We start from the raw sequence: 24,469 nt of genomic DNA, 5'->3' as shown, positions 1-24,469 counted from the left end.
GATGTTGCTCGACCGGCAGGAAGGACGGGGCATGACCACCGAATCCGTTGCACCGCCCAGCTCGACGACCGAAGACATTCCGAGCACCGTCAAGCGGCTGCGCAAGACCTTCGCCACGGGACGCACCCGCAGCATCGAGTGGCGCAAGCAGCAGCTCAAGGCGCTCGAGCGGATGATCGTCGAGAACGAAGCGCAGATCGCCGACGCGCTCAACCAGGACCTGGGCCGCAAGCCGTTCGAGGCGTGGCTCGCCGACATCGCGAGCACGGCGGGCGAGGCGCGCGACGCCGCCAAGAACGTCGGCAAGTGGGCCAAGCGCAAGCAGCGCCTGCTCGAGTTCTCGCAGCTGCCCGGCCGCGGGTGGGTCGAGTACGAGCCCTACGGCGTCGTGCTCGTCATCGGTGCTTGGAACTTCCCATTCGCGCTGACGCTCGGTCCCGCCGTCGGCGCGCTCGCCGCAGGCAATGCCGTGGTGCTCAAGCCGTCCGAGGTTGCGCCCGCGTCGTCGGCGCTGATGGCCCAGTTGGTGCGTCGCTACCTGGACACCGACGCCGTCGCGGTCGTCGAAGGCGATGGAGCGGTCAGCCAGGAACTCATCGCCCAGGGCTTCGACCGGCTGTGCTTCACCGGCGGCACGGAGATCGGCCGCAAGGTCTACGAGGCCGCGGCGTCGCACCTGACGCCCGTGACCCTGGAACTCGGCGGCAAGAGCCCGGTGATCGTGGCCGCCGACGCGGACATCGACGTCGCCGCCAAGCGCATCGCCTTCTCCAAGTTGCTGAACTCCGGACAGATCTGCATCGCCCCGGACTACGTCATCGCCGACGCATCGATCCGCGACGAACTCGTCGACAAGATCAAGAGTGCGGTCGAGGCGTTCGAGGCGGGCGACTCCTCGGGCAAGCGCATCGTCAACGAGCGGCACTTCGACCGGTTGGTGTCGTCCCTGGCCGCGACCAAGGGCACGGTCGCGATCGGTGGCGGGTCCAACGCTAGCGAGATCAAGATCCAGCCGACGGTGGTCGTCGACCCCGATCTCGACGAGCCGCTGATGCGCGACGAGATCTTCGGCCCCATCCTGCCGATCGTCACCGTCGGAAACCTCGACGAGGCAATCGACTTCGTGAATTCACGGCCGAAGCCGCTGGCCGCCTACCTGTTCACGAAGACCAAGAGCGTGCGGGAGCGGGTGATCAAGGAGGTGCCTGCCGGCGGGATGCTGGTGAACCACCTGCTGTTCCAGTTCACCACCACGAAGCTGCCGTTCGGCGGCGTCGGCCCGTCCGGCATGGGCGCCTACCACGGCAAGTTCGGGTTCGAGGAGTTCAGTCACCGCAAGTCGGTTCTGACGAAGACGACCCGACCCGACCTATCCGCCATCATCTACCCGCCGTATACAGATAAGGCGTGGAAGCTGGCACGCCGGCTGTTCTAGGCACGTCCAGCATCGAGACCCATTTAGCCCGAACCCTTTCGAAAGAGGAGTGCAATGCCCGGAGTGCAGGATCGCGTCGTCGTCGTCACTGGAGCAGGCGGCGGACTGGGTCGTGAATACGCCCTGACGCTGGCCAGGGAGGGCGCGAGCGTCGTCGTCAACGACCTCGGCGGCTCGCGAGATGGATCGGGCGCCGGACACAACATGGCCGATCAGGTCGTCTCGGAGATCAAGGAGGCGGGCGGCCGCGCGGTGGCCAACTACGACAGCGTCGCCGAGCCCGAGGGCGCGGAGAACATCATCAAGACCGCCATCGACGAGTTCGGCAAGGTCGACGGCGTGGTCAGCAACGCGGGCATCCTGCGCGACGGCACCTTCCACAAGATGACGTTCGAGAACTGGGACGCCGTGCTCAAGGTGCACCTCTACGGCGGCTACAACGTCATTCGCGCTGCGTGGCCGCACTTCCGCGAGCAGAGCTTCGGCCGCGTCGTCGTCGCGACGTCGACCAGCGGTCTGTTCGGCAACTTCGGCCAGGCCAACTACGGCGCCGCCAAGCTGGGTCTCGTCGGCCTGATCAACACCCTGGCCCAGGAGGGCGCGAAGTACGACATCAAGACCAACGCGGTGGCTCCCATCGCAGCGACCCGCATGACCGAGGACATCCTGCCCAAGGAGGTCTTCGAGAAGCTGACGCCGGAGTACGTGGCGCCGGTGGTGGCGTACCTGATGACCGAGGAGCTGGCCGACACCGACTCGATCTTCATCGTCGGCGGCGGCAAGGTGCAGCGCACCGCGCTCTTCCAGAACGAGGGCGTGACGTTCTCCGACGGCGTGCCGTCGATCGACGACGTCGCCAGCAAGTGGGGCGAGATCATCGATCTGTCGGCGGCCAAGTCGGCCAGCTTCAAGCTCGGCTGATGCGGCTCCAGCTGAGCGACCGGGCAGCGTGTAAGTGAAAGCGCTTGTCGCGCAATCCCTTTCCGGACCGTCCGGGCTGAGCTACACCGATGTCGACGACGCGGCGGGTGACTCCGCCGTGGTCGTCGACGTCGGTGCGGCCGGCGTCTGCTTCCCCGATCTGCTGATGCTGCAGGGCGGCTACCAGATGAAGATGGAGCCGCCGTTCATCCCAGGTGTCGAGGTGGCGGGCACGGTGCGGTCCGCGCCGGAAGGTTCCGGTTTTACTGCGGGACAACGGGTTTCGGGATTCAGTCTGCTCGGCGGCTGGGCCGAGCGGGTGGCGCTCCCGGTCGACAGCGTGACGCCGACCAACCCCGACCTCGACGACGCGTCGGCGGTTTGCCTGCTGGGCAACTACTACACGATGCACTTCGCCCTGGCCCGCCGCGCGGCGCTGCTCGCCGGTGAGACGGTGCTCGTGCTCGGCTCCGCCGGCGGTGTCGGCACGGCAGCGATTCAGGTCGCGAAGGCCATGGGCGCCAGGGTGATCGCCATGGTCCACCGACCCGGCGCGACGGAGTTCGTCGAGTCCCTCGGGGCCGACGTCGTGCTCCCGCTGACCGACGGTTGGGCGAAGGCGGTGCGCGACCACACCGACGGCCGCGGCGTCGACGTGGTCGTCGACCCGGTGGGCGGCGACGCGTTCGACGACGCGATCCGCGTGCTGGCCACCGAAGGGCGGCTGCTCGTCATCGGCTTTGCGGCAGGCGGCATCCCGACGGTGAAGGTAAATCGGCTGCTGCTGCGCAACGTGAGCGTGGTCGGGGTGGGCTGGGGCGAGTTCGCCGGTCGCACGCCAGGCGCGCAGGCGATGGTCGGCGCGGGCGTCGCGGGCCTGGTCGACGCCGGGCTGCGTCCCGCGCCGCCTGTGCGGTACCCGCTGGCCGACGGACGCGCCGCGCTCGAGGCGCTCGCCGCCGGTGAGGTGCGCGGGAAGCTGGTCCTCGTACCGTGATGAGCGCTTGCGCGAAGAACGTCGAGCGATGACGCTGCGCGCGTTGGCGTTCGACGTGTTCGGCACGGTCGTCGACTGGCGTGGCAGCGTCATCCGCGAGCTGACGTCGTTCGGCGAGGCGCACGGCGTGGACCGCGACTGGGCTCGGTTCGCCGACGACTGGCGTGCCGGCTATCCGGCGGCCATGGACCGCGTTCGGAGCGGCGAACTTCCATGGCTGAAGATCGACGCCCTGCACCGTCTGATCCTCGACGAGCTGCTGGAGCGTGCCGGCATCTATGGAATTCCCGACGACGACGTCGACGAGCTGAACCGGGCCTGGCACCGGCTCGACCCGTGGCGCGACACCGTCGAGGGTCTGACCCGGCTAAAGGGCTCCTTCACGATCACGACGCTGTCGAACGGCAACGTGTCACTGCTGACGAACATGGCCAAGCGCGCGGGTCTGCCCTGGGATTGCGTGATCTCCGCCGAGCTGTTCCGCCATTACAAGCCCGACCCCGAGGCCTACCTCGGCTGCGCCGAGCTGCTCGACGTCGCGCCCGGTGAGTTGGCCCTGGTAGCGGCGCACCCCAGCGATCTGCGGGCCGCCCGCGATGCCGGGTTGATGACGGCCTACGTCGCGCGGCCGCTCGAACGTGGGCCCGGGCGGAAGCCACCGCGAGTGGAGGACGGCGAGTTCGACTACCTGGCGGAGGACTTCCAGGATCTCGCCCGCCAGCTCGGGGCCACCACCCCATAGGCTCGGTTCATGGACACGATCGGGATCTTCCTCGTCGGGGTGGCGATCGCCGTCGGTCTGGCGGGGATCTTGATTCCGCTGCTGCCTGGCACGCTGCTGGTCTTCGCGGCGATCGCGGTCTGGGCGTTCGTCGAGCAGACGATCGCAGGGTGGGTGACCCTCGGCGTCGTCACGGCGATCCTCGCGGGCACCCTGCTGATCAAGTACCTGTGGCCCGCCAAGCGGATGCGGACCGCTGACGTTAGTACGGGCAGCCTGTTCGCCGGCGCTGCACTCGGATTCGTCGGGTTCTTCGTGATCCCGGTGGTCGGGCTAGTGGTGGGCTTCGTGCTCGGCATCTACCTTGCCGAACTGGGGAAGCGGCGCGACCAGAAGCGAGCATGGGCGTCGACTGTGCACGCGCTCAAGGGCGTGGCGCTGTCGGTCGGGGTCGAACTGGCGGGCGGACTTTTGGCCACGGTGGTCTGGGTGATCGGCGTCTTCGTCAGCTAGCGTCCCAGTCACAACGGCACCACCAGTCACTGGACGAGCTGCGGCAATCGACTTCGCGTTGTCCCATCTGGTCAGCGAATCAGCCGAGCGATTCCCAGAAGGCGTCGTCGTAGGCGTCCAGGTCGACCGGCCGCAGCTCCCGAGCGCGGCTCCGTAGGGCGAGCACCCGCTTGAAGATGCGGTGCGCGGTCGAGCGCGGCCACTCCGTCGCGTCGTACGTCCCGCGGCGGACGCGCACGACCCGGCCCCGTCCGATCTCCCACCGAAGCGCATCGGACACCGCTTTCGGCGCGTGGTCGCCGAGGTCGAAACCCTGATGGGTGAGACCGGCGATCAGCGTGGAGATCGAACACGGACCGTGCTGAGACAGGTAGACGCTCAGCGCGTACCGCAGCTCGAGCCCGTGCAACCGTCGCGCGTCGTCCATCCCGCGACGATCGAAGGAGGCACCGACACGACCGGGGATTCGCTGACCAGGCGGGACAACCGCAAGTCGGTTGCCGCGCCGCCGCCAGTGACCGCTGATGCCGACGGGAAGGATGTGACTCGGTGGGATCTCAAGCCGGGGCCCGACAAGCAGCGATGCCTCGCGCACGCCATGATTGAGTGCGGCCGCCACGGGGCGTCGCGGCGTCGAACGAGCAGAGGAGTCACGTTGTCCGAAACGAAGATCACGGTCATCTACGACAACCCGACCGATCCGTCGGCGTTCGAGGCGGCCTACGAGGCCGAACAGCTCGACGCCGCGCGCAAGATTCCCGGCTACGTTCGCTTCGAGGCGTCGAAGGTGTGGCCGAAGGAGGACGGCTCACCGACGCCTGCCTACCGGATGATCGACCTGTATTACCCGGACTACGACGCCGCCGTCGCCGCGGTCACCACTCCAGAGGCGGGGGCGTTCTTCCAGGCGTTGGGACGGCTTTCGACGGGTGGAGTGCGGATCCTGATGTCCGACGTCGAAGTCGCGCAGCAGTAGGTTCAGCCGCGCAGAGCCGCCCGAAGCCGTGACACTTCGTCATCGGTGATGCCGAGCGATTCCAGATAGCCTGGCAGCGAGCCGTATTCGGAGTCGATGGTGCGCCGCGCGGCGTCGAGGTACTCCTCGCGCACGCCCAGCACCTCCTCGGTCAGCCGCGCTTCGGCGAACGTCACGATCTCCGGCGTCGCGTCCTCGCCCGCCTTGGTCTTGATCGACTCGAGGATCTTTTCGCGCAGCTGCGGCACCGCCGCATTGCTCCGCAGGAAGTCGGCCAGGATCGCGTCGCGGGGCACCCCGACCGTCTCGAGCACGAGTGCCACCGTGAACCCGGTCCGATCCTTGCCCGCGAAGCAGTGCGCGATGAGCGGGCGATCGTCGGCCAGCGTCGAGATCACTTGTCGCACTGCCAGATGCGCGCCGGGCAGTGCCGGGAACCGCAGGTACTCCTCGGTCATGAAGCGCATCGCCGCGACCGCGACGTCCTCGTCGTCGGGCTTCTCGGTCATCATCCGCTCGAAGCTTTGCTCGTGCGGCGCGCCCGCGGTCGACGCCGACAGTTCGTGAAACGGCAGCAGGTGCACCCGCACCCCGTCGGGCACCCGGCCCGGCCCGCGGCGCTCGAGTTCGCGCACCGAGCGCAGGTCCGCGACGTCGGTGATGCCGTACCCGGCCAGAGCAGCGCGGCCCGCCTCGTCGAGGGCACTCAGCTCACTGGAACGGAAGAACCGGCCCGGCCGAATCCCCGTCTCCTCGGTGACGTCGCGGAAGTTCCACGCACCCGACAGCTCGCTTCCGTGGGACACCCCGCCGCTCGAACTCACTAGGACGTCACCGCCGCCGCCAGCGCCGACTTCTCCGCGCCCAGTTCGGTCCGTGCGATCGTTCGCATGTGCACCTCGTCGGGCCCGTCGAACAGACGCATCGCCCGGTGCCAGCCGTACAGCCGCGCCAGTGGCACGTCGTCGCTGATGCCCGCCGCGCCATGCACCTGGATGGCCCGGTCGAGCACGTTGCACGCCATCTGCGGTGCCACGGCCTTGATCTGGGCGACCTGCTTACGCGCCTCGATGCTCTTGTTGCCGTGCTGATCGATGGTCCACGCCGCCTTGTGACACAGCAGACGCGCCTGGTCGATCTCGTTGCGCGACAACGCAACCTGCTGCTGCACCACGCCCTGTTCGGCCAGCGGCTTGCCGAACGCGATGCGCTTGGTCACGCGGTCGACCATCAGCGCCAGCGCCCGCTCGGCCACGCCGATCGCACGCATGCAGTGGTGGATGCGGCCGGGCCCGAGTCGAGCCTGGGCGATCGCGAACCCGCTGCCCTCCTCGTGCAGGAGGTTGGCCACCGGCACCCGCACGTTGTCGAACGAGACCTCGCAGTGCCCGTGCTGATCCTGGTAGCCGAACACCGGCAGCGACCGCTCGACGGACACCCCTGGCGTGTCGATGGGCACCAGGATCATCGACTGCTGCTGATGGCTCGCGGCGTCAGGGTTCGTGCGGCCCATGACGATCAGCAGCTTGCAACGCGGATCGGCGGCACCGGAAATCCACCACTTGCGCCCGTTGATGAGGTAGTCGTCGCCGTCGCGCAGCATCGTCGTCTCGATGTTGCGGGCATCGCTGGACGCCACTGCGGGCTCGGTCATCGCGAAGGCGCTACGGATCTCGCCGTTCAGCAGCGGCTCGAGCCACTGCTTGCTCTGCTCTTCGTTGGCGAACAGGTGCAGCGTCTCCATGTTCCCGGTGTCGGGTGCCGCGCAGTTGAGCACCTCCGGAGCGATCTCCATGCTCCAGCCGCTCAGTTCGGCCAGCGGCGCGTACTCCAGGTTGGTCAGCCCCGACTCAGACGGCAGGAACAGGTTCCACAGCCCCTGCTCCCTGGCCAGCTTCTTGAGGTCCTCGACAACCGGCGGCACCGTGTGATCGTCTCTGCCCATCTCGTGCCGATACGCCTCGTAGGACGCCTCCGCGGGGAACACGTGCTCCGTCATGAAGGCGGTGAGCCGGTCGTAGTAGTCCTGGCCCTTGGCCGACATCGAGAAGTCCATGACCGCCACGATATGACACCCGTCGAGTCAGCCCTCCGGCACGCCAGCGGTGACGTGTCAGCCCAGCACCGTGACGTCGCCGGTGGTGCCGTCCACTTCGATCATCGTCCCGGTCGGCAGGCTCGACGACGCGCCGCGGGCGTTCACCACGCAGGGCACGCCGAACTCGCGGGCGACGATCGCCGCGTGCGACATGTGGCCGCCGAGTTCGGTGACCACCGCCGCCGCGTAGGCGAACGCCGGTGTGTATCCGACGTCGGTGACCTGCGCGACGAGGATCTCGCCGGGTTCCAGGTCGTCGATGGTCTCGGGCGTCACGACCCGCACCCGGCCACGGGCCACACCGGCGCATACGCCCATGCCGTGCAGCACCTCGCCGCCGGTCAGGACCGCAGCGGTCTCGGTGGGTGCCCACGTGCCGTTGAACGCCTCGGGCGGCACGATCCGCTCCAACTCAGTCTGCTCGGCGCGACGCCTGGCGACGACCGCGGCCACGTCGGGCGGCGGGGCGTCGAGTTCGTCGACCAGCAGGTAGAACACGTCGTCGACCTCGGTCACGATGCCTTCGGCGACGAGGCGGCGGCCGTACTCGCGCAGCAGCCCACGCAGCAGCCAGATGGTCCTGACCATCCGGTCGCGGCGGACCTCGCGGTCGCGCAGCTGGCTCGACGCCGCGGCGGCGATGGGCCGCACCCACAGCGGGATATCGGGCGGGGGAGGCGGCTCCCACGGCGGCAGCTCGAGGGTCTTGGCGACCATCCGCAGCAGCAGCCGGGGGTCGTCGGCGAACGACGCGCTGCGCATCTCCACCTCGCCGGGTCCCCGGTGACCGATCGCGTCGACCTCGCGCTTCAGCCGGGCCGCGAAGTCCGGCGCGACGGCGGCCAGCGTGTCGGGATCGGCATCGCCCGACTTCAACAGTGCGCTCAGCGCGGGGTCGGTGCGGGCGATGGCCGCAAGGCGGTGCACCGCGCCGAGGGACTGCGCGCTCGCGACATCGGCTCCGGCGGACGGCAGCACGTCGCGCCCACACAGCAGCCGCAGGATCACCCCGTAGGCCGTACAGACCAGGATCGACGCGGACGCCAGCACCCAGGCGTGCACCACGTGGTCACGCGCCAGCACGATGAGTTCGCGCAACCGCTGATCGTCCAGCTCGGCCGCTGACCGAGCCCGCTCCTCGAGCCGCGCCACGTCGCCGACGAGGTCCCGGGTGTCGCGTCCAGAACCTGCCGTCAGGCCGAGCAGATTGTTGGCGAACGTCAGCACCCCGCGCAGATGGCTGGGCAGGGAACGCTTCTCGATGGGCGGCCGTTCGTCGCCGAACAGCGAAAGGCCCTCGATCGTGCGCCCGAAGAACCCGTTGATGATCATGTCCGGGTCCACCAGCGGCACCGTCTGCGCCATGAAGTGACCCGACGTGATGCCCGCGTACAGGCGGTGGCCGAACACGCCGGTCGTGCGCTTGGCCATCTCGCGCTGCACGGCGCCGCCCGGCCGCAGCCGCTGGGCGATCACCAGCGCAGCGGCCCTGGTGCCGCGCACGGTCACCGACGCCGACGACGGCGTGAACGGCCCCGGCAGCGCCTCCGAGAGGTTCGTGGCGACGAACGCGGGGAAGCGCGGGTCGATGGGCGTGTCGAATTCGCCTGCGCGTCCGTCGATCCCGGCGGTCACCGGGGCGACGCCGTCGTCGGCGGGGGTGTCGACGGCCGGTATCTCGCGGACCCGCGGCAGCCGCCACGGCAGCGCGACGACGTGGTCGCCCAGCGCGAACCGGGCGCGCACCACCAGTGCGAAGTCCTCGACGCACTCGGACGCCGACCAGGTCGGGGCGATGGCGTCGGAACCGTCGAGCCAGGGGCCGAACTCGACCGGCGGGGAGGCGAAGCCTGCTGGCACCCGCACCATTGGCCTGCCGACCGCCGAGGCGATGGCGCGGAACGTGGTCTGGCCGGTGGCCGCGATCTCGACGGGCTCGGTGGCCCCGCTGACGACTGCGTGCACGTACGCCCGTTCGAGGTCGTGCGGGTGCACCACCTGCAGCGGCCGGTCCACTTCGTCGCCCGAGTACAGATGCACCGGCCGCGCGAACGCCCGCAGCACCGACTCGTCGGCGTCACGGCCCAGCACCAGCGGGTGCCGGACGACGACCCGTCGGACGTCGCCAGGGACGTCGACGTCGGTGCACATCGCGACGGCGTCGAAGCCCGACGAATCCGCGATGGATGACACGAACTCGACCGAACCCGGCCAACTCTCGGGACGACGCGCGCCGAGACCGACCACGTGGTGCCCGAGGCTCACTAGCCGGAGCGCGACGCCCCGGCCCAGCGTGCCGTCGGCACCGACGACCAGAACCCTCATCGCTTCCTAGTCGTCGTCATCGTCGTCGAACGCCTTGAGCAGGTCCTGCAGGTCCATGTCCTCGATGCTCTGCGCACCCCGGTCGCCTGCCGCGTCCTCGGTGACGTCACCCGACTGACCGGCGAGGTTGAGCAGCATGTCGAGCACGCCGGCCTGACGTAGCCGCTTGATCGGGATCGACGACACCACGCGCTGCAGCTCCACGTCGACCGCACTGACCTTGTCCCCGGCCGCTTCGCCGTCCTCGCCGACCAGCTGCGTGCGGAAGTACTCCGCGAGCGACGTCGGGTTCGGATAGTCGAAGATCAGCGTCGGCGACAGCGTCAGACCCGTCGCCGCCTTGAGCCGGTTGCGCAGCTCCACCGCTGTCAGCGAGTCGAAGCCGTGATCCTGGAACGCCAGGTCCGCGCCGATCGCCTCCGGTGACGGCAAGCCGAGCACCGTCGCCATGTGCGAGCGCACGAGGTCCAGCAGGATCGCCTGCTGCTCGTCGACCGGCAGCCCCGCCATCCGCGCCGTCAGCGCCGAGCGCGACTGTGCGGCCGCCATCGAGTCGCCAACCTGGCGGCGCGACGGACCCGAGATGAGGTCGAGGAACATCGGCGGCAACGTGCCCGCCGTCGACTTCGTCCGCAGTGCAGCACGATCGATGCGGGCTGGCACCAGGAACGGCTCGTTGACGACCAGTGCCTCGTCCAGCAGCGCCAGGGCCTCCTCGACGGACATCGCGAGGATGCCGTCGCGGTTGAGCCGTGCGATGTCGACGTTCTCCAGGTGGCCGGTCATGCCGCTGGCCTGATCCCACAGACCCCAGCCCAGCGACATCCCGGGCAGTCCCAGCGAGCGCCGGTGATTGGCCAGCGCGTCGAGGTAGGCGTTCGCCGCCGAGTAGTTCGCCTGCCCCGATGCACCGACCAGGCCGGCCATCGAGGAGAACAGAACGAACACCGACAGATCGAGGTCGCGGGTCAACTCGTGCAGGTTGTCGGCCGCGTCGACCTTGGCGCGCAGCACGGTGTCGACGCGTTCCGGGGTCAGCGACGTGACGACGGCGTCGTCGATCACGCCAGCGGTGTGGAACACCGCCGATAGCGCCCGCGGATGGTCGATCTCGGCCAGCACCTTGCCCAGCGCGTCCCGATCGGACACGTCGGCCGCGACGACGCGCACGCTGGCGCCCGCCTCGGTGAGTTCGGCGACCAGCTCGTCGGCACCTGGCGCGTCCGGACCCCGACGCGAGACCAGCAGCAGGTCGCGCGCACCGTGATTGGCGACGACGTGGCGGGCCACCGATGCACCCGCCATACCGGTACCGCCGGTGATGAGCACGGTGCCCATCGCCCAGTTGTCGGGCATCGTCATGACGACCTTGCCGATGTGCTTGGCCTGGCTGAGGTGACGCAGCGCGGCAGGCGCGCGACGCACGTCCCACGGATCGACCGGCAGCGGCTTGAGCACCCCGCTGCGGCTGAGCTCCGCCACGCCCGTGAGGATCCTGGCCACGCCGTCGGCGCCGGCTTCGAACAGGTCGAAGGCGCGGTACCGCACGCCCGGGTGGGCGGCGGCCACGGCGTCGGCGTCGCGCATGTCGGTCTTGCCCATCTCGAGGAACGCACCGCCCCGCGGCAGCAGCCGCAGCGACGCGTCCACGAAGTCGCCCGCCAGCGCGTCGAGCACCACGTCGACACCACGCCCACCGGTCACGGCCATGAACTTCTGCTCGAAGTCCAGCGTGCGGGAGTCGCCGATGTGGTCGTCGTCGAAGCCCATGGCGCGCAACGTGTCCCACTTGGGTTGGCTGGCGGTGGCGAACACCTCCAGGCCCCAGTGCCTGGCCAGCTGCACGGCCGCCATGCCGACGCCGCCGGTGGCGGCGTGGATCAGCACGGACTGGCCGGGCTGCACGTCGGCGATCTGGCGCAGCGCGAAGAACGCGGTCGCGAAGCCCACAGTGAAGCCGGCGGCCTCGGTGTCACGCCACTCCGGCGGGACGGGCAGCACGACGCGCGCGTCGGTGGTGGCGACGGTGCCGGTGCCCTCGGGGAACAGACCCATCACGCGGTCGCCCACCGACACACCCGCCACGTCGGGACCCACCTCGGTGACCACGCCGGTCGCCTCGATGCCCATGACGGCCTCACCCGGGTACAGCCCCAGGGTGATCATCACGTCGCGGAAGTTCGCCGCGATCGCTCGGATCGCCACCCGCACCCGGCCTGCACCGAGCGGTTCGCCGGCATCCGGGATGGGTTCGAGCACCAGGTCGTCAAACGTGCCCGGCGTCCCGACCGCCAGCCGCCACGGCGAACCGTCGGCGGGCGGTGTCAGCACGGCCTCGGCGGCCCGGCTCGGCACTACGCGGGCGAGGTGCAGGGTGCCCTTGCGGAGCAAGATCTGCGGTTCGCCTGTGGCGACGACGGACGCGAGGACACTCTGGTCGACCGGTGCGGTGTCGTCGGTGTCGAGGAGCACGACGCGGCCGGGGTGCTCGGTCTGAGCGGCCCGGATCAGGCCCCATGCCGCCGCGCCCGCCAGGTTGGCGAGCTTCTCGCCCGGCATGGCGACCGCGCCGCGGGTGACCACGACGAGCGTGGCTGGATCCTGACTGCTCCTCGCGTCCGCAGAAGGCCCGGCGAGCCAGGACTGCATGCGCTCGAGTGCCGCGTGGGTGGCGGCGTACACGCCGGGCACCTCGGACGCCTGGGCCTGGGTGTCCAGCTCGTACACCGGGACGTCACCATCGGCCCCTGCGGCGTCTGCCTGCTGGGTGACGGGGGACCAGATGACCTCGAACAGCTCGCCGCCGTTCTTCGTGCCGCCGACCGCGGCAGCCAGCTGCTCGGCCGTGACCGGCCGGGCGACCATGGACTGCACCGACAGCACCGGCAGACCCAGTCCGTCGGCGAGGTCGATCGACATCGAACTCGGGCCGTTCGGAGCGATCCGAGCCCGGATCGCCGAGGCGCCCGCGGCGTGCAGCGACACCTTCTGCCAGGAGAAGGGCAGCGCCAGCTCGTCGGAGTCTTTACCCAGGATCACCGCGTGCAGGGCGCCGTCGAGCAGCGCGGGGTGCACGCCGAGTCCGGCGACCGACACGTCCTGTCCCAGCTTCACCTCGGCGAAGATCTCGTCGCCGCGGCGCCACATCGCGGTGAGGTTCTGGAAGGCAGGACCGTACTGGTAGCCGCGCGCCGACAGCACCTCGTAGGCGTCTGCGACGTCGACCTCGCGGGCCCCGACTGGGGGCCACACCGTGAGTTCGGCACCGGGCTTGGTCGCCTCGACGCCGAGTTCGCCCTCGGCGTGCAGCGTCCACGGCGAACCGTCGGCGTCCGGCCGGGAGAAGATCGACACCACGTGCGCGCCGCCCGCGTCCGCCGCGCTCACGACCACCTGGACGGCGACGCCCTCGGGCGGGAGGACCAGCGGTGCGTGCAACATCAGCTCGTCGACGGTGTTGCAGCCGACCTCGTCGCCCGCGCGGATCGCCAGCTCGACGAACCCGGCGCCCGGGAACAGCACGACCCCGCCGACGGCGTGATCGGACAGCCACGACTGCGTGGAAACCGAGAGGCGACCGGTCAGCGTCACGCCACCGGACTCCGGCATCTCGACGACCGCACCGAGCAGCGCGTGCTCGGTACCACCGAGGCCGAGGCCAACGGCGTTGGTGGCACCGGAGCCCTGCGTCGACAGCCAGAAGCGGCGGCGCTGGAAGGCGTAGGTGGGCAGGTCGGCCAACCGTCCGCCTTCGCAGATGCCGCGCCACGACACGTCGCCACCGGCGATCGAGAACTCGGCGAGCGCCGTCAGCAGCGTCGTCGGTTCCGGCCGGTCCTTGCGCAGCACCGACGCGGCGACCGGCTCGACCGCCGCATCCCGATCGGCCAGTGTCTGCGCGATCGACGCCGTCAGCCCGCTGGCCGGCCCGAGTTCGAGGAACCGGGTGACGCCCGCCGCGGCCAGCGCGCGCACGCCGTCGGCGAAGCGGACCGCCTCGCGGATGTGCCGCTGCCAGTACGCCGACGTGCCGAAGTCAGGGCCTGCGACCTCACCGGTGAGGTTGGAGATCACCGGAATGCTCGGCGCCGTGACGGACATGCCGCTGGCAAGGGTGTTGAACTCCAGCAGCATCGGCTCCATGAGCGACGAGTGGAATGCGTGCGACACCGCGAGCCGGTGCGTGCGCCGACCCTGCTCGCGCAGCGTCTCGGCGACCGCGAGCACCGCGTCCTGCGGGCCCGAGATCACCACGGAGCCGGGCGCGTTCACCGCGGCGATCGAGACGTCGTCGCGCAGCAGTGGTGCGACCTCGTCCTCGGTCGCGGCGACCGCGACCATCGCGCCGCCCTCGGGCAGCCGCTGCATGAGCCTGCCGCGGGCCACGACTAGCGCTGCCGCGTTCTCCAGCGACAGGACGCCGGCCACGTGTGCGGCCGACAGCTCGCCGATCGAGTGTCCGATCAGGTAGTCCGGTCGCACACCCCACGATTCGAGCAGGCGGAACAGCGCCACCTCGATGGCGAACAGGGCCGGCTGGGCGAACTCGGTGCTGTCGAGCAGCGTGCCGTTGGCGCCCCACATCACGTCGCGCACCGGGCGCAGCAGATGGCGGTCGAGTTCGCGTGCCGTGGCGTCGAACGCGTCGGCGAACACCGGGTAGGCGGCGTGCAGCTCGCGTCCCATGCCGAGCGCTTGGGAGCCCTGGCCGGGGAACACGAACGCCGTCTTGCCACCGCCGCTGGCGCGGCCGCGGACGAAGCCGTTGGCCGGCTCGTCGAGTGACAGCGCGGTCAGCCCGCGCAGCAGCTCGTCGCGGTCGGCGCCGAGCACCACCGCGCGGTGCGGGAAGGCGCTGCGGCCGCCGAGGGTCCAGCCGACGTCGAGCGGGTCGACGTCCGGGTGGGCGTCGAGGTGCTCGGCGATGCGGCGGGCCTGGGCGGTCAGCGCGTCGGGCGACTTCGCCGACAGCGTCCACGGCACGACCGGCGGATGCTCGGTGACCACGCGCGCGTCGGTCGCCGGGTTGGCCGGAGCCTCCTCGATGATGACGTGCGCGTTGGTGCCGCTGATCCCGAACGACGAGACGCCTGCGCGGCGCGGGTGGCCGTTGGGCTGCCACGGTCGCGGCTCGGTCAGCAGTGCGATCGAACCCATCGACCAATCCACGTGCGGGCTGGGCTCGTCGACGTGCAGCGTCGCGGGAAGCGTGTCGTGGCGCAGTGATTCGACGACCTTGATGATGCCTGCGACGCCTGCGGCGGCCTGGCTGTGGCCCATGTTCGACTTGATCGAGCCCAGGTACAGCGGCTCGGAGCGGTTCTGCCCGTAGGTCGCCAGCAGTGCCTGCGCCTCGATCGGGTCGCCCAGCGTGGTTCCGGTGCCGTGCGCCTCGACGGCGTCGACGTCCGACGGCGTCAGGCCTGCGTTGGCGAGCGCGGCACGCACGACGCGCTGCTGCGACGGACCGTTGGGGGCGGTGAGTCCGTTGGACGCGCCGTCCTGGTTGATCGCGGAGCCGCGCACGACCGCCAGGACCTGGTGGCCGTTGCGCTGGGCGTCCGACAGCCGCTCGACGACGAGAATGCCGCCGCCATCGGCGAATCCGGTGCCGTCCGCGGCACCCGCGAACGACTTGCACCGACCATCGGAGGACAGGCCGCGCTGCCTGCTGAACTCGACGAAGACGTCCGGCGTCGCGTTGATCGTGACACCACCCGCGAGCGCGAGATCGCACTCGCCGAGGCGCAGTGCCTGCACCGCCATGTGGAGGGCGACCAGCGACGAGGAGCACGCGGTGTCGACCGACACGGCGGGACCCTCGAGGCCGAGCACGTAGGACACCCGGCCCGACGCCACGCTCGACGCCTGGCCCGTCAGACGGAAGCCCTCGGCGCCGTCGGCACCGATGCCGTAACCCTGGGCGTAGACGCCCGCGAACACGCCGGTGGCGCTGCCGCGCAACGACGCGGGGTCGAACCCGCCGCGCTCCAGGGCCTCCCAGGCGAGTTCCAGGAACAGCCGCTGCTGCGGGTCCATGGCCAGCGCCTCGGTGGGTGAGACGCCGAAGAACGCCGGGTCGAAGTCAGCGGCGTCGTAGAGGAAGCCGCCGGTGTTGGCGTAGGACGTGCCCGCCGCATCGGGATCGGCGTCGAACAGGTTTGCCAGGTCCCAGCCGCGGTCGGTCGGGAAGTCGGAGACGACGTCGCGACCCGCTGCGACCATGTCCCACAGCGTCTCCGGCGAGTCGACGCCGCCGGGGTAGCGGCAGGAGATGCCGACGATGGCGATCGGCTCGTCGACCACCGACTGGACCGTCGTGGTCTGCCGCGCCTGCTCCTGGGCCGAGGCGTCCCCGGCCAGTTCGGTGCGGATGTAACCGGCGAGTGCCTGCGGGGTGGGGTAGTCGAAGATCAGCGTCGGCGACAGCGCGAGACCGGTCGCCGTCTTGAGCCGGTTGCGCAGCTCGACGGCGGTCAGGGAGTCGAAGCCGTGATCGGAGAACGCCAGGTCGGCGTTGATCGACTCCGGCTCGGTCGTCCCTAGCACGGTCGACATGTGCGACCGCAGCAGATCCAGGATGAGCGCCTGCTGCGCGGGCTCCGAGAGACCCTGCAGACGTTGTGCCAGAGCCGACTTCGACTTCGCGGCGACCAGCGAGTCGTCGACGCGGCGGCGGGTCGGCGCGCTGGCCAGGCGGCTGAACATCGGCGGCAGCACGCCCTGGGCGGACCGGGTGCGCAGCGCGCTGCGATCGATCCGCGCGGGTGCCAGCAGGGGCTCGCCGACGACGAGTGCGCTGTCGAACAGCGCCATCGCGTCGTCGCTCGACATCGCGAGGATGCCATCGCGGCCGAGGCGGGACAGGTCGGCCTCTTCGAGGTGACCGGTCATCGCACTCGCCTGGTCCCACAGGCCCCACGCGAGCGACGTCGCGGGCAAGCCGTGGGCCCGCCGGTGCGTGGCGAGACCGTCGACGAACGTGTTCGCGGCGCAGTAGTTGGCCTGGCCGGCCGAGCCGACCACGCCTGCCATCGACGAGAACAGCATGAAGGCACCGAGATTGGCGCCCCTAGTGAGTTCGTGCAGGTTCCACGCGGCGTCGACCTTGGCGCGCAGCACGGGCTCGACACGCTCGGGCGTCAGCGAGCCGATCACGGCGTCGTCGAGCACACCGGTGGCGTGCACGACCGCCGTCAGCGGCACCTCTACGCCGTCGAGCACGGCCTGCAGTTGGGCGCGGTCGGCGGCGTCGGCAGCCACCACGCGGACGTTCGCGCCCGCGGCGGTGAGTTCGTCGACGAGTTCTCTCGCGCCGGGGGCGTCGGGTCCACGGCGCGACACCAGCAGGAGGTGACGCGCGCCGTGCTCGGCGACGACGTGGCGAGCGATCGCCGCGCCTGCCATGCCGGTGCCGCCGGTGATCAGGACGGTGCCCGCGGACCAGTTGCCGGGCATCGTCATGACGATCTTGCCGATGTGGCGGGCCTGGCTCAGGTGCCGCAGCGCCGCGGGGCCGCGACGGACGTCGAACGTCGTGACCGGAAGCGGCGTGAGGATGCCGGATTCGAACATGCCGGACAGCTCGACGATGTAGTCGTGCATGCGGGGCCGGCCGGGCTCGAACAGGTCGAACGCCCGGTACCGGACGCCCTCGTGGGCGGCGGCGATCGTGTCGGCGTCGCGGATGTCGGTCTTGCCCATCTCGAGGAAGACGCCACCGCGGGGCAGCAGACGCAGCGATGCGTCGACGAAGTCGCCTGCCAGCGAGTCGAGCACGACGTCGAACCCGCGACCACCGGTGACCTCGAGGAACTTCTGCTCGAAGTCCAGGTTTCGCGAGTCGCCGATGTGGTCGTCGTCGAAGCCCAACGCGCGCAACGTGTCCCACTTGGGGCGGCTGGCGGTGGTGTACACCTCCATGCCCCAGTAGCGGGCGAGTTGCACGGCGGCCAGGCCCACGCCGCCTGTGGCGGCATGGATGAGGATCGACTGGCCGGGCTGGACGTCGGCCAGCTCCTTCAGTCCGTAGTAGGCGGTGGTGAACACCACGAGTGCGGCGGCGGCCTCGGCGTCGGTCCACCCGGTGGGGATGGGTGCGATCAGGCGGGCGTCGGCCGCGACGAGCGTGCCGGTGCCCTCGGGGAACAGGCCCATCACGCGCTGGCCGACCTCGAAACCCGTGACGTCCGGACCGATCTCGGTGACGACGCCGGAGCCCTCGCTACCGATGAGCGCGTCGTGGGTGAACATGCCGAGGGTGATCATCACGTCGCGGAAGTTGGCTGCGACGGCGCGCATCTCGACCCGGATGTGGCCGGGCGGCAGGGGTGCGTCGGAGTTCGGCACCTCGAGCAGCGCGAGGTCCTCGAACGTGCCCGCGGTCGTGACGCCGAGGCGCCAAGGCTTGCCGCTGTCGGGCGGGGTGAGGACGCCGTCGGTGCCGCGGCTGCGGACCACGCGGGGCGCGTAGAGCGCACCGTCGCGCAGCACGACCTGCGGCTCGCCGACCGAGAGCAGGGTGGCCAGGTCGAAGTCACCTGCCGTGCTCGAACCGATGTCGGCCAACACGATGCGGCCCGGGTTCTCGGTCTGCGCTGCGCGGACCAGGCCCCACACCGCCGCACCGGCCAGGTCGGTGACGTCGATGCCGGGCAGTGGTGCCACGGCGCCACGGGTGACGACCACCAGCGTGCCTGCCGGCTCGGCGAGGAACGACTGGATGCTCGTCAGCGCGGCGATGGTCGCGTCCCGGACGGCGGCGGGCAAATCAGCGGAATCGCTTGCCACAGGGACGGATTCGAACGTGACGACGCCCTCGGGCAGCGGTGTCACCGTCTCGGGTGCGGTGACGGGCGACCACTCCACCTCGAACAGTTCGCCCTCGGCGCGGCTACCCGCCATGGCCGACGCGATCTGGTCAGCGCTGACCGGCCTGGCCGTCATCGATCCGACCGACAGCACCGGCAGGCCGAGACCGTCGGCCAGTTCGATCGACACCGAGTGGGTGCCGGTGGGGGTGATGCGGACGCGGACCGACGATGCGCCCGCGGCGTGCAGGGTGACCTGCTCCCACGAGAACGGTAGTGCCAGAGCGTGATCCTCGGCGGCGAGTGCCACCGCGTGCAGTGCGGAGTCGAGCAGCGCGGGGTGGACGCCGAAGTCACCGGCAGCCACGTCCTGCGGCAGTGCGACCTCCGCGAACACCTCGGCGCCGCGGCGCCACATCGCATTCAGCCCGCGGAAGGCGGGACCGTACTCGTAGCCGCGCTCGGCGAGCATGGCGTATGCGTCGGTCACGTCGACCGGGACGGCGCCGGTGGGCGGCCACTCCGCCAGGTCGGCCGCGGGGGTTCCCGCTTCCGTTCCGACGACGGCCTCGGCGTTGCAGACCCACTCCGCCGCTTCGTCATTGGGCCGGGAGAACACCGACACCGCGCGGGAACCCGACTCCTGCTCCGATCCCACCACCACGCGCAACGGGACGCCGGTCGGCGGCACCACCAGCGGCGCCTGCAGGGTCAGTTCCTCGATGGCAGGGCAGCCCACCTCGTCACCCGCGCGGATGACGAGTTCGACGAAGCCTGCGCCGGGGAAGAGCACCGTGCCACCGACCGCGTGGTCGGACAGCCAGCCCTGCGAGGAGGCGGCCAGTCGGCCGGTGAGCATGATCTGACCGGAGTCGGGGACCTCGACGACGGCGTTCAGCAGTGCGTGGCCGGAGCCGGCCAGGCCGAAGCCTGCCGCGTCGCCGGAACCGCCTGCGCCACCGGACAACCAGAACCGGCGCCGCTCGAAGGCATACGTGGGCAGGTCCGCCAGTGCGCCACCGGCGCACGCCTGGCGCCAGACCACGGGAACGCCCGCGACCCAGGCCTGGGCGGCCGATGCCATGAAGCGGTCGAGGCCGCCGTCGTCGCGGCCGAGGGACGGCACCACGATCGGTTCGACGCCCTCGGTGGCGTCGAGCACGGTGTCCTCGACGCCCGCGATGAGCACCGGGTGGGGGCTGGACTCGATGAACGCGCGGTAGCCGTGCTTGCACGCGGTGCGGACGGCCTGGTCGAACTCGACCGTCTGGCGCAGGTTGCGGTACCAGTACTGGGCGTCCAGGCCCGCGGTGTCCATCAGCTCGCCGGTGACGGTCGAGACGAAAGCCGTTTTGACGGACCGGGGTTCGACGTCGGCGAGCGCCTCGATCAGCTGGTCACGGATCGCCTCGACCTGCACCGAGTGCGATGCGTAGTCGACGTCGATGCGGCGTGCCCGGATCTCGAGCGCCTCGCACTGGCGGATCAGTTCGTCGAGCTGGGCGCTGGCGCCGGACACCACGACCGCGGAGCGGCCGTTGATCGCGGCGATGCCGAGACCTTCGAGGCCCAGCAGCAATTCGTGCGCCCGATCGGCACTGCACGCCAACGACACCATGCCTGCCTCGCCGGACAGGACGACCAGGAGCTTGCTGCGCAGGGCCACGACGCGAGCGGCGTCGCGCAGCGACAGTGCGCCTGCGACGTAGGCCGCGGCGATCTCGCCCTGCGAGTGGCCGATCACGGCATCCGGGGTCACGCCGAGCGAACGCCACAGCCGGGCCAGCGACACCATGATCGCGAAGAGCACCGGCTGAACGACGTCGACGCGGTCCAGGCTCGGCGCACCATCGACGCCGCGCAGCACGTCGATCAGCGACCAGTCCACGAACTCCGCCAGCGCCTCACCGCACGCGGCGATCTCCTCGGCGAAAACCGTTGAGCTTTCCAGGAGTTCGATGCCCATGCCGAGCCACTGGCTGCCCTGGCCCGGGAAGACGAAGGCGGTCTTGCTGGTGGGCGTCGCGTGTCCGCTGATCGCACGGGACGGGGTGTCGGAGGCGGCGGAGAGTTCGGCCAGTCCGGCGAGCAGCGACTCGCGGTCGGTGCCGAGCACCACGGCGCGGTGTTCGAAGGCAGCGCGTCCCGCCAGGGTCCACGCCACGTCGAGGTCTGTGACGTCGTGGCCGTCGAGGTAGGAGCTGAGCTTGGTCGCCTGCCCGGCGAGCGCAGCGGGGGACTTCGCGGTGAGCACCCACGGCAGCAGCTGGGTCTCCGGCGCCTCGGCGGTGACCGAATGGTCCACTGCCGCAGGCTCTTCGACGATGACGTGTGCGTTGGTGCCGCTGATGCCGAAGGACGAGATGCCTGCCCGGCGGGGCGTGGGTCCCGCCGGCCACGGCTGCGCCTCGGCCAGCAGGGAGACCGCACCCGCGGTCCAGTCGACGTGCGGGCTGGGCTCGTCGACGTGTAGCGACTTGGGCAGCACGTCGTTGTGCATCGCCATGATCATCTTGATGACACCAGCGACGCCGGCCGCGGCTTGGGTGTGGCCCATGTTGGACTTCACCGACCCCAGCCACAGCGGGTTCGACCGCTCCTGGCCGTAGGTCGCGAGCAGTGCCTGGGCCTCGATCGGGTCACCGAGGGGGGTGCCGGTGCCGTGGCCCTCCACGACGTCGACCTGAGCCGTCGTCAGGCCTGCGTTGGCGAGCGCGGCGCGCACCACGCGCTGCTGCGACGGGCCGTTGGGCGCGGTCAACCCGTTGGACGCGCCGTCCTGGTTGACGGCGGTGCCCTTGACGACCGCGAGCACCTGGTGACCGTTGCGCAGCGCGTCGGACAGCCGCTCGACGACGAGCACGCCGCCGCCCTCGGCCCAGCCAACGCCGTTCGCGGCGTTGGCGTAGGGCTTGCAGCGACCGTCGGGTGCGAGGCCGCGGTGACGGCTGAACTCGACGAAGATGGTGGGCGTCGCGTTGACGGTGACACCGCCGGCGAGCGCGAGGTCGCATTCGCCGAGGCGCAGCGCCTGAACCGCCATGTGCAGCGCCACCAGGGACGACGAGCACGCCGTGTCGACCGACACGGCCGGGCCCTCGAGGCCCAGCACGTAGGCCACGCGGCCCGAGGTCACGCTGGACGTCATGCCGGTCAGGCGGTAGCCCTCGATGGCGTCGTCGGACATGCCGTAGCCGCCCGCGATGACGCCGGCGAACACACCCGTCGAGCTACCGCGCAGCGAACTCGGATCGACGCCGGAGCGCTCGAGCGCCTCCCAGGACAGCTCGAGCAGCATGCGTTGCTGTGGGTCCATGGCCATGGCCTCGTTGGTGGCGATGCCGAAGAAGCCCGCGTCGAAGTCGGCGACGTTCTCCACGAAGCCGCCGGTCCTGGCATACGACTTGCCCGGGGCGTCCGGATCGGGGTCGTACAGCCCGGCGGTGTCCCAGCCGCGGTCCTCCGGCAGTTCGGAGATGACGTCACGGCCTTCGGCGACCATGCGCCAGAGGTCCTCGGGGCTCTCGACCCCGCCGGGGTACCGGCAGGACATGCCGACGACGGCTATCGGCTCGCCGGAGCGCTCCAGGAGTGCGCGGTTCTGGTTCTTGAGCCGTTCGACCTGGCCGAGCGCCTTGCGGAGCGCTTCGGTGGCATGCTCGAGTTGATTGACCATTCGGTGTGTCCCTTGTCGGCCCGTGTGTGTCAGACGTCCGTGTCGGACGACGCTGAAGTTGTGGCTGCCGGGCCCGTGGTGGACGCGCTGACCAGCACCGTTTGGTGTCCGGCCATCGTCGGTCCATTCAAGAAGCCCGTGGTGCGCACCGCGACGCCGATGTCACGATGCCGTTCTCGTCCCCGACGATTTCGCGCTGCAAAGCGGACCATCGCCGCAAATCTACTGGCGGCGTGCCCCGTGCGTCGCGCTTGGGTGACCATATCCGACGCCGGCCACCCCGCGGGTGGTGTATGGGGCCACCACGGTGTGGGGTGCCTAGACTCGGGCAACCAATGTGCCGGGGTGCGTCCGGACCGACGGCGGAGGTGGTGATGATCCTGAAAGCGCAGCGACCTGGCGTTCACGGTGCGCATCACCACCGGGTATTGACGCTCGACGCCGACTCCGACCATCCCCGCGCGCTGGTCGGCGGCAAGGGCAGGGCGCTCGGCGAGATCGCCCGCCTCGGGCTTCCGGTGCCCCCTGCGTTCTGCCTGACCATCGCCTGGTGCCGGGAGTGCGCTGCCGACCCCCACGCGGTGCTCGACGAGGCCTGGCCGGACGTCCTGGACGGTCTCAAGGCCCTGCAGGAGCACACCGGCGCGACGTTCGGCGGTGGTGAGCGGCCGCTGCTGGTCGCGGTGCGCAGCAGCGGGGTGACGTCGATGCCAGGGATGCTGGAGACGGTGCTCGACGTCGGCATCGACGACGCCGTTGCCGACGCGCTGGCAGCGCGGTACTCGCCCGGTTTCGCCCGCGACACGCTGGACCGGTTCCGGCGGGGTTACCGGCGCGCGGTGCACGTCGACCCGCCGGCCTACCCGTATGAGCAGCTACGCGGCGCGATGGCCGCCGTCCTGGAGTCGTGGACGTCGGACCGCGTGCTCGCCTACCGAACCCATCACCATCTCGACGAGCCCGACCGGGTCGCCGTCCTCGTGCAGGCGATGGTGTTCGGCAACCTCGACTCCGAGTCGGGCACCGGCGTGCTCTTCACGCGCAATCCCGCGACCGGCTCGCCCGAACCGTTCGGCGAGTGGTTGCCGACGGGACAGGGCGACGACGTCGTTTCCGGCGCCAGGGACTGCGAGACCCTCGACGTGCTGGCCCGCACCATGCCCGACGTCCACGACGAGTTGCTGGCGGCGGGCATCCGCCTCGAGCAGCACGGGGCCGACGTGCAGGACGTCGAGTTCACCGTCGAGGCGGGCAAACTGTGGCTGCTGCAGTCGCGCGTCGCGCAGCGGTCGGCCCGCGCTGCGGTGCGCCTCGCGCTGGCGCTGCACGACGAGGGCGTGATCGACGAGGCCGAGGTGCTGGCCCGCGTCACCCCGGCGCAGCTGCGGGCGGCAATGGCGACCACGCTGGCCCCCGAGACCCGGCTGGCGGCCCGGCTGCTGGCCACCGGGCTGCCCGCGAGCCCAGGCGTGGCGTCCGGGCTGGCCTGTACGACGAGCGACGCCGCGGTCGACGCCTCCGACGCCGGCCAGGACGTGATCCTGGTGCGACCCACGACCAGCCCCGACGACATGGCGGGCATGGTCGCAGCGCGCGGCGTGGTCACCGAGGTCGGCGGCGCCACCAGCCACGCCGCGATCGTCGCCAGGGAGCTCGGGCTGCCCGCGGTCGTCGGGTGCGGCGGCGGGCTGGGCGCCGTGGTCGACGGCACGATGATCACCGTCGACGGCGACAGCGGCGAGGTGCGGGCCGGCGCGCTGGAACCGACGGCGTGGTCGGCTGCCGACACCCCTGAGTTGCACCGGCTCGACGACATCGCCCGGCGGGTGAGCCCGCTGCGGGTGCACGCCGACGGCGACCACCCTGCGATGGATGCCTCGGAGGATGCGGTGGCCGGTGCGCTCTCGGCGGGCCTGGTGGACGTGAGGTCGCCCGAGCCGTTGGTGGCGACGTTGGTGGCGGCGCGACGCAGGCTGGGCGGGTGATGAGCGCTTGCG

At 70.6% G+C, this 24,469-nt stretch carries 12 protein-coding genes; 7 read left to right on the top strand and 5 right to left on the bottom strand.

The genetic code is table 11. From position 1 onward, the window contains the following. The first annotated feature begins 31 nt into the window (after window positions 1-31). From LOK44_RS14030 to LOK44_RS14010, 5 genes are read left to right on the top strand one after another with little or no spacing between them, the layout of a single operon-like run. Window positions 32-1,435 carry an aldehyde dehydrogenase family protein gene (locus LOK44_RS14030; protein WP_237570681.1) on the top strand — a complete coding sequence of 468 codons (1,404 nt, stop codon included), beginning with the start codon at window positions 32-34 and terminating at the stop codon, window positions 1,433-1,435. Window positions 1,436-1,489: 54 nt separating this feature from the next. After that, entirely contained in the window at window positions 1,490-2,356 is an 867-nt protein-coding gene (locus LOK44_RS14025) for an SDR family NAD(P)-dependent oxidoreductase (protein WP_237570680.1), read from the top strand. Between the two features lie 34 nt (window positions 2,357-2,390). Beyond that, window positions 2,391-3,353 (top strand): NADPH:quinone oxidoreductase family protein, encoded by a 963-nt coding sequence (locus LOK44_RS14020; RefSeq protein ID WP_237570679.1) that lies wholly within the window; start codon window positions 2,391-2,393, stop codon window positions 3,351-3,353. A gap of 28 nt (window positions 3,354-3,381) precedes the next feature. Next, window positions 3,382-4,095 carry a haloacid dehalogenase type II gene (locus LOK44_RS14015; RefSeq protein ID WP_237570678.1) on the top strand — a complete coding sequence of 238 codons (714 nt, stop codon included), beginning with the start codon at window positions 3,382-3,384 and terminating at the stop codon, window positions 4,093-4,095. Between the two features lie 9 nt (window positions 4,096-4,104). Further along, a complete protein-coding gene (locus LOK44_RS14010) occupies window positions 4,105-4,587 on the top strand; it encodes a DUF456 domain-containing protein (protein ID WP_237570677.1) in 483 nt (160 codons plus the stop codon). Window positions 4,588-4,666: 79 nt separating this feature from the next. Here LOK44_RS14010 and LOK44_RS14005 read toward each other — a convergent pair whose 3' ends face one another. After that, a complete protein-coding gene (locus tag LOK44_RS14005; protein WP_237570676.1) occupies window positions 4,667-5,014 on the bottom strand; it encodes a hypothetical protein in 348 nt (115 codons plus the stop codon). 228 nt (window positions 5,015-5,242) lie between these two features. On the opposite strand from LOK44_RS14005, the gene LOK44_RS14000 reads away from it, so the two are divergent. Further along, entirely contained in the window at window positions 5,243-5,563 is a 321-nt protein-coding gene (locus LOK44_RS14000) for an EthD family reductase (RefSeq protein ID WP_237570675.1), read from the top strand. A 2-nt stretch (window positions 5,564-5,565) separates the two neighbouring features. Here the strand turns inward: LOK44_RS14000 and LOK44_RS13995 are convergent, their stop codons facing one another. From LOK44_RS13995 to LOK44_RS13980, 4 genes are read right to left on the bottom strand one after another with little or no spacing between them, the layout of a single operon-like run. Then, complete coding sequence (locus LOK44_RS13995; protein WP_237570674.1) at window positions 5,566-6,369, bottom strand: tyrosine-protein phosphatase; 804 nt, start codon at window positions 6,367-6,369, stop codon at window positions 5,566-5,568. Between the two features lie 17 nt (window positions 6,370-6,386). Then, window positions 6,387-7,619, bottom strand: coding sequence for an acyl-CoA dehydrogenase family protein (locus LOK44_RS13990; RefSeq protein ID WP_237570673.1), 1,233 nt, complete (start codon window positions 7,617-7,619; stop codon window positions 6,387-6,389). A 57-nt stretch (window positions 7,620-7,676) separates the two neighbouring features. After that, the gene (locus LOK44_RS13985) at window positions 7,677-9,986 is read right to left on the bottom strand and encodes a PEP-utilizing enzyme (RefSeq protein ID WP_237570672.1); all 2,310 of its coding nucleotides are present in this window, start codon (window positions 9,984-9,986) and stop codon (window positions 7,677-7,679) included. Between the two features lie 6 nt (window positions 9,987-9,992). Next, window positions 9,993-22,472 (bottom strand): type I polyketide synthase, encoded by a 12,480-nt coding sequence (locus LOK44_RS13980; protein WP_237570671.1) that lies wholly within the window; start codon window positions 22,470-22,472, stop codon window positions 9,993-9,995. A gap of 374 nt (window positions 22,473-22,846) precedes the next feature. On the opposite strand from LOK44_RS13980, the gene LOK44_RS13975 reads away from it, so the two are divergent. Next, entirely contained in the window at window positions 22,847-24,457 is a 1,611-nt protein-coding gene (locus LOK44_RS13975) for a pyruvate, phosphate dikinase (protein ID WP_237570670.1), read from the top strand. The last annotated feature ends 12 nt before the right edge of the window (window positions 24,458-24,469 follow it).

Origin of the sequence: Mycolicibacterium lacusdiani (assembly GCF_021916785.1) — a bacterium.
Lineage (GTDB): Bacteria > Actinomycetota > Actinomycetes > Mycobacteriales > Mycobacteriaceae > Mycobacterium > Mycobacterium lacusdiani.
This window is presented reverse-complemented; position numbering and strand designations above follow the sequence as displayed.

Excerpts from the sequence above, each read along its gene's own strand:
- LOK44_RS14030 (WP_237570681.1), top strand. The coding sequence starts at position 32 with ATGACCACCGAATCCGTTGCACCGCCCAGCTCGACGACCGAAGACATT.
- LOK44_RS14025 (WP_237570680.1), top strand. The coding sequence starts at position 1,490 with ATGCCCGGAGTGCAGGATCGCGTCGTCGTCGTCACTGGAGCAGGCGGC.
- LOK44_RS14015 (WP_237570678.1), top strand. The coding sequence starts at position 3,382 with ATGACGCTGCGCGCGTTGGCGTTCGACGTGTTCGGCACGGTCGTCGAC.
- LOK44_RS14010 (WP_237570677.1), top strand. The coding sequence starts at position 4,105 with ATGGACACGATCGGGATCTTCCTCGTCGGGGTGGCGATCGCCGTCGGT.
- LOK44_RS14005 (WP_237570676.1), bottom strand. The coding sequence starts at position 5,014 with ATGGACGACGCGCGACGGTTGCACGGGCTCGAGCTGCGGTACGCGCTG.
- LOK44_RS13990 (WP_237570673.1), bottom strand. The coding sequence starts at position 7,619 with ATGGACTTCTCGATGTCGGCCAAGGGCCAGGACTACTACGACCGGCTC.
- LOK44_RS13985 (WP_237570672.1), bottom strand. The coding sequence starts at position 9,986 with ATGAGGGTTCTGGTCGTCGGTGCCGACGGCACGCTGGGCCGGGGCGTC.
- LOK44_RS13980 (WP_237570671.1), bottom strand. The coding sequence starts at position 22,472 with ATGGTCAATCAACTCGAGCATGCCACCGAAGCGCTCCGCAAGGCGCTC.
- LOK44_RS13975 (WP_237570670.1), top strand. The coding sequence starts at position 22,847 with ATGATCCTGAAAGCGCAGCGACCTGGCGTTCACGGTGCGCATCACCAC.